Source organism: Nocardia sp. NPDC004582 (genome assembly GCF_053602115.1).
The window spans coordinates 1-5,839 of record NZ_JBSGCY010000231.1; the positions used below are offsets into that span (position 1 = coordinate 1).

Annotated in this window: 5 protein-coding genes and 1 pseudogene; 4 read left to right on the forward strand and 2 right to left on the reverse strand. The window is 69.1% G+C overall.

Going from position 1 to position 5,839, the window contains the following annotated elements; genetic code table 11:
• The first annotated feature begins 179 nt into the window (after nt 1-179).
• Nucleotides 180-1,676 (forward strand): amidase, encoded by a 1,497-nt coding sequence (locus tag ACWELJ_RS32855; RefSeq protein ID WP_452369970.1) that lies wholly within the window; start codon nt 180-182, stop codon nt 1,674-1,676.
• A gap of 75 nt (nt 1,677-1,751) precedes the next feature.
• Here ACWELJ_RS32855 and ACWELJ_RS32860 read toward each other — a convergent pair whose 3' ends face one another.
• On the reverse strand, nt 1,752-2,339 hold the full coding sequence (locus tag ACWELJ_RS32860; protein WP_452369971.1) for a DivIVA domain-containing protein: 588 nt from the start codon (nt 2,337-2,339) through the stop codon (nt 1,752-1,754).
• Between the two features lie 108 nt (nt 2,340-2,447).
• Nucleotides 2,448-3,113, reverse strand: a complete 666-nt coding sequence (locus ACWELJ_RS32865) for a TetR/AcrR family transcriptional regulator (protein WP_452369972.1) — start codon at nt 3,111-3,113, stop codon at nt 2,448-2,450.
• Nucleotides 3,114-3,168: 55 nt separating this feature from the next.
• Here ACWELJ_RS32865 and ACWELJ_RS32870 point away from each other — a divergent pair, with 55 nt between their 5' ends.
• The 3 genes and pseudogenes from ACWELJ_RS32870 to ACWELJ_RS32880 all read left to right on the forward strand — a co-directional run.
• A complete protein-coding gene (locus tag ACWELJ_RS32870) occupies nt 3,169-4,662 on the forward strand; it encodes a flavin-containing monooxygenase (protein WP_452369973.1) in 1,494 nt (497 codons plus the stop codon).
• 227 nt (nt 4,663-4,889) lie between these two features.
• Nucleotides 4,890-5,285 carry a preprotein translocase subunit YajC gene (yajC, locus tag ACWELJ_RS32875; protein WP_452369974.1) on the forward strand — a complete coding sequence of 132 codons (396 nt, stop codon included), beginning with the start codon at nt 4,890-4,892 and terminating at the stop codon, nt 5,283-5,285.
• Nucleotides 5,286-5,386: 101 nt separating this feature from the next.
• A pseudogene (locus ACWELJ_RS32880) lies at nt 5,387-5,839 on the forward strand (protein translocase subunit SecD); the annotation flags it as partial.

Sequence of the window (5,839 nt, forward strand, 5' to 3'; positions counted from 1 at the left end):
GTGGGGCGTCGGGGCGATGGCCGCGTGGCTGGCGCACGAACATCTGCCCGGTTCGGTGGACGCGGTGATCGGGTTCGTCACCGCCGCCGTGGTGCAGGCCGCGGCCGCCGCGCTGCGGCCCGCCACCGAACCGCTGCCCACGGTCGCCTCCTCCTCCGTCGCGGCCTGAGGCGGGCGCGGTGAATTCCGCCGAACGGGACGAACTGTGCTTCCTCCCGGCCACCGAACTCGTGGCGCGGATACGGTCGCGGGAGCTGTCGCCACTGGAGCTCACCGACGCGGTGCTGGACCGCATGGGGGAGGTGGATCCGCTCCTGCACGCCTTCTGCACCCCCACGCCCGAGCCGGCCCGGCGGCAGGCCCGGCGGGTGGCGGACGATCTCGCACGCGGCCGGGATCCGGGACCGCTCGCGGGTGTCCCCCTCGGTATCAAGGACTTGCTGTCCACCAAGGGGATTCGCACCACGTCCGGGTCATGGGTGTATCGCGATCACGTTCCCGACGAGGACGACATCGTCGTCGAGCGGGTGCTGGCGGCTGGCGCGATCTGCCTGGGCAAGACCAATACCTCCGAATTCGGCTACAGCGCCACCGGACTCAATCCGCTGTTCCCGGCCACCCGCAATCCCTGGGACACCGCGCTCAGCCCGGGCGGTTCCAGTGCCGGATCGGCCGCCGCCGTCGCGGCCGGGCTCGGGCCCGCGGCATTGGGCAGTGACGGCGGCTGCTCGGTGCGCGCGCCCGCCGCCCTGTGCGGGCTGGTCGGTGTGAAACCCTCGATGGGCCGGGTGCCCGTCTACCCGGGCTGCCGGGACGCACGGCTGCCCGGCGTATCCGGTTGGGAGAGTATCGAGCACATCGGCCCGCTCACCCGGACCGTCGCCGACGCCGCCCTGCTGCTGTCGGTGCTCGCGGGCCCCGACCCACGCGACCGCCATTCGATTCCGTGCGGCGACGTGGACTGGATCGCCGCGGCACGTGACGGCGGCGCACGCCCGGACACGGTGGCCGGGCTGCGGGTCGGATTCAGCGCCGACTTCGGCTATCTGCCCGTCGATCCCGCGGTACGCGCGGTGGTGGAGCGGGCCGTGCACGAGGTCGTGGCCGGACAGCTCGGCTGCCGCGTCGAACCGGTGCGACCGGGTTGGTCCGACCCGGCCGCCGCCTTCTACGCCCTCATCATGGCCGAGACCGATCTGAGCGGCATGCGGGCCATGGCCGATAGACACGCCGACCGGATGTCCCCGCATCTGGTCGCCTGGCTGCGCGGGCCGTGGACGGCACAGGATCTCACCGACGCCAATATCGCGCGCAAGGCGCTGGTCAACGCGATGGCCCGGCTCATGCGCGACCACGATGTCCTGATCACCCCCACCACCGCCGTCCCGGCCTTCCCGGTCGGCCTGCACGGCCCCGGAACCATCGACGGCACACCGGTTTCCGACTCCGCCTGGATCGGCTTCAACTATCCGGCCAACCTCACCGGCCAGCCCGCCGTCAGCATTCCCGCGGGCTGGACCGGCACCGGACTGCCGGTGGGGCTGCAGATCATCGGCCGCCACCTCGCCGATGAGACGGTCCTGCGGCTGGCCGCCGCCATCGAGGCCGTCGCGCCCTGGGCGCACCGGCGACCGCCGATCAGCACCGCGGCCGCCGAGCCGGCGATGCGCGGATAGCGGTCGACGGCCGGTGCGGGGCACCGGAGTTCGGACGCCTGCGCCGCTCGGCCGCGGTGGCGCGCACCACCGTGATCAGGAATGCGCGTGCGGCTGGGGCGGTTCCGCGCGGGCCGCTTCGAGCTGCTGGACCACGAGATCGAGGAAGGCGTCGACCTCCTCGAGGTGGTAGGCGGGAGCGCCGGCGGGAGCGAGGTGGAAAGTGGTGGTCCGGACCTCCTCGGCGGTGAGGCCGTTCGGGCCGTGATGGGCGAGGGTGGCGGCCAGCCGGACCAGGAACGCTCCCACCTCTTCGGCGCGGTAGCCGCGGAACTCGTAAGGGGGAGTGGAGAATTGGATGTGCAGCACATCCTCGGGGGTGAGCTGGTCGTGGGTGCGGGTCACGGGGCGGTGGCCGTGGCCCAGGCGTAGGTACTCCAGTTCGGTGCACAGGCGATCGAGGAAGTCGTCGACCTGTTCGATGTCGTAGCCGCGGTGCCCGGGTGGGGGACCGTCGAATTCGACGAGCCGGATATCGGCGACGGTGAGCTGGTCGTGGCCGGCCATGGTGTCGGCGATGCGCGCGCAGAAGGCGTCCACCTGGGCGGGGTGGTAGCCGTGCGGCCCGTGCGGTGCGGGGCCGAACCGGCGGCGGCGGACGTCCTCGGGGGTCACCCGCGCCATTGTGCCAAGCGCTCGGTGTCCGAATTACTTCCGCCCCTTGCGGATCCGGCCGCACCGGACATACGGGTCTGTTTGTGCACGGGTATCCACGCCTTCCGGATCGAGGGATCAGTGCTTGCGCACGCCGTCGATGAGCAGCCCTCGGATGGCGTGGCTGAGATCGTCCACGGCCCGCTCGTCGGGTGTGCGAATCCCGTGCAGGATGGCGGCCAGCAGCATGCCGGTGACCGCGCGCGCGGTGTTCACGGTGTCGAGATCCGCACGCAGATAACCGCGTTCGACGCCGTGCTCGAGATAGCCGGCGGTCAAGGCGTCGGCGGTGTCGAGCAGGCCGTAGAGCCGCTCGGTCAATTCGGCGTCGATCCCGGTGGCCTGGAACAGCAGCAGCTGCGCCACCCGCCGGTCCTCGAGGAAGATCCGGTTGAGCGCGTCGCCGATCCGGTCCACCTGCGCCCGGTACTCCTCGAGACTGTCGGCGGCGTCGGGGGCGTTGTCGGTGCCCAGCGATTCGATGATCCGCGCGGCCAGGTCGTCGATGACGTGGTCGATGATGTCGCGCTTGTTCTCGAAATACCGGTAGAAGGTGCCGTGGCCGATACCGAGCTCGGCGGCGATGTCGGCGATGCCGGTCGCGTGGTAGCCCTTCTCGGCGAAACACGCGAACGCGGTGTCGATGATCTCCCGGCGGAGTTCGGCCTTGCGTCGTTCGATTCTCGAGGATGGCTTCGTCACCAGGCCGATGATACGGTGATCACAAACGGAATGAGATGTCATTCCGTGACAGATGAATCAGTTTTCGTAGTACGCACAGCTCAGCGGGAGGTTCGGCGTGGCACCTCAGTACGACGCCATCGTGGTCGGGGCGGGATTCGGCGGCATGGGTGCGGGCATCGAGCTCGACCGGCTCGGCCTGGGCAATTTCCTCATCCTCGAGCGCGAGGACGACCTGGGCGGCACCTGGCACGTGAATCACTATCCGGGCCTGGCGGTGGACATCGCCTCGGTCACCTACTCGTACTCCTTCGAACCCAACCCGTACTGGTCGCGGCTGTTCGCACCGGGTTCGGAGCTCAAGAAGTACGCCGAACACGTCGCCGACAAATACGACCTGCGCCGCCGGATGCGCTTCGGCACCACCGTGGGCGGCGCGCGCTGGGACGCCGAGCGGCAGCACTGGGTGGTATCGGTCGAGAACGGTGAATCCCTCACCGCGCGTTACCTGATGGCGGCCACCGGCTTCCTGTCGCAGCCCTACACCCCGCCGTTCCCGGGCATCGACACGTTCGAGGGCAAGATCATCCACACCACCGCGTGGGAGGACGGCTTCGACCTCACCGGCACCAAGGCCGCCATCATCGGTACCGGCGCCACCGCCGTGCAGTTGATCCCCGAGGTCGCCAAGAAGGCGCGAGCGCTCACCGTCTTCCAGCGCACCCCGATCTGGGTGGTGCCCAAGGTCGACGCGCCCATCCCGCCGTCGGTGCAGAAGCTGTTCGCGCGAGTTCCGGCCACCCAGAAGGCCGCCCGCCTGATCAACACCTCCATGCTGGAGGCGCTCATGGTGGTCGGCGTGCTGCACTTCAAGCAGGCCAAGCCGCTCAACAAGGCCGCGGGACTACTCGCCAAGGCCCACCTGCGCACCCAGGTGCGCGACAAGCGGACCCGCGAGCAGCTCACGCCCGACTACGATTTCGGCTGCAAGCGGCCCACCTTCTCGAATCTGTACTTCAAGACCTTCAACGAGCCGCACGTGCGCCTCGAGACCAATTCCATCGAGCGCATCGAGCCCGACGGCATCGTCACCGCCGACGGTCACAAGACCGAGGTCGACACCCTCATCCTGGCCACCGGCTTCAACCTGTGGGACGTCAACTTCCCGGCCATCGAGATCATCGGCCGCGACGGGGTGAACCTCGGAAAGTTCTGGCGCGACAACCGTTTCCAGGCCTACGAGGGCATCACCGTGCCGAAGTTCCCCAACTTCGTCAGCCTCAACAGCCCCTACTCCTACAGCGGCCTGTCCTACTTCACCACCATCGAGGCGCAGATGAAGCACATGACGCGCCTGTTCGGTGAGATGTTCCGCCGCGGCGAGCAGGTCTTCGAGGTCACCGCGCGGGCCAACGCCGAATTCCTGGACCGCGTCACCGACAAGCTCGACTCCTCGGTCTTCTACGGCGGCCAGTGCTCCACCGCGCGCAGCTACTACTTCAACCAGCACGGCGAGGCCGCCCTGCTGCGCCCGACAAGCACCCTGAACGCGCACCGCGAGGCGTCCAGCTTCCCGCTGGACGACTACAGCTACGGGACGCATCCGGCCTGATGTGAGCAGCGCTCGCGGATTCGCGGCGCGTCTCGTTCTGGACTGAGTGGAGCGATGGAGCGAAGCGGAGCAGCGGAGGGAGGGAAGAACGAGACCTCCAGCGCCGCGAATCAGCCCGTAGCGAAGCGGAGGGCAAAATCGTGCGCCGCCGCGCGTTCTCTCAGGGATTACTGGCAGACTGTCTGGAAAACAACCGCCCGACCACTGACCAGGAGCTGACTTCGACGATGGATCTTCTGCTGCCACTGCTGCTGGTTGCCCTGCTCATCCCGATGTTCCTCGGCGTACGCCGCCAGAAGCGGGAGATGGCGAAGGTGACCGACATGCAGGACGCCCTGAAGGTCGGCGACCGGGTGGTCACCACGTCGGGTCTGTTCGGCACCGTGGTCGAGCTCGATGACTCCACCGTCGATCTGGAGATCGCCGAAGAGGTCGTCACCACCTGGCTGCGCAAGTCGGTGCTCGAGGTGCGCAACGAGGACGAGGCCGACGACACGGCCACCGACGACGACACCGCCGCCCCCGCGGCCGAGGACACCGCCGCCCCCGCGGCCGAGGACACCGCCGCCACGGACTCCGCCGCCGAAGCCGCCGACGACGCGCCGCGGCTGACCAAGGACTGAACACATCCAGCGCCATCGGCCGCTCCGGGAGACCGGCGGCCGGTGGCGCTGCGGTGTGTACCCGCACGTTCCAACCCGATCCCGCCTAGGAGATAAGTACTGTGCCACCTTCTCAGGGAACGGCGCATCCACTGCGCTTGCTCGGCGTCTACGCCGCGCTGGTGGCTTTGATGTTCGGCCTGATCTTCTTCACCGGCGACAAGCACCACACCCCGAAGCTCGGCATCGATCTGCAGGGCGGCACCCGGGTCACCTTGACGGCCCGCACCCCGGACGGCGGCAAGCCGAGCCAGGACAGCCTGAAGAAGGCCCAGGACATCATCGAGAAGCGCGTCAACGGACTCGGCGTCGCCGGCTCCGAGGTCGTCATCGAGGGTGACAACCTGGTGATCACGGTCCCGGGCGAGGATGGCGCGCAGGCGAAGTCGCTCGCCACCACCGCCAAGCTGTATGTGCGCCCGGTGCTGAATGTGGCCGCGCCGCAGGTCGGCAAGCAGGCCCAGCCGCAGCCGGCCCCGGCGGGCACCCCGAGCACGGCTCCCGCCGCGCCCGCC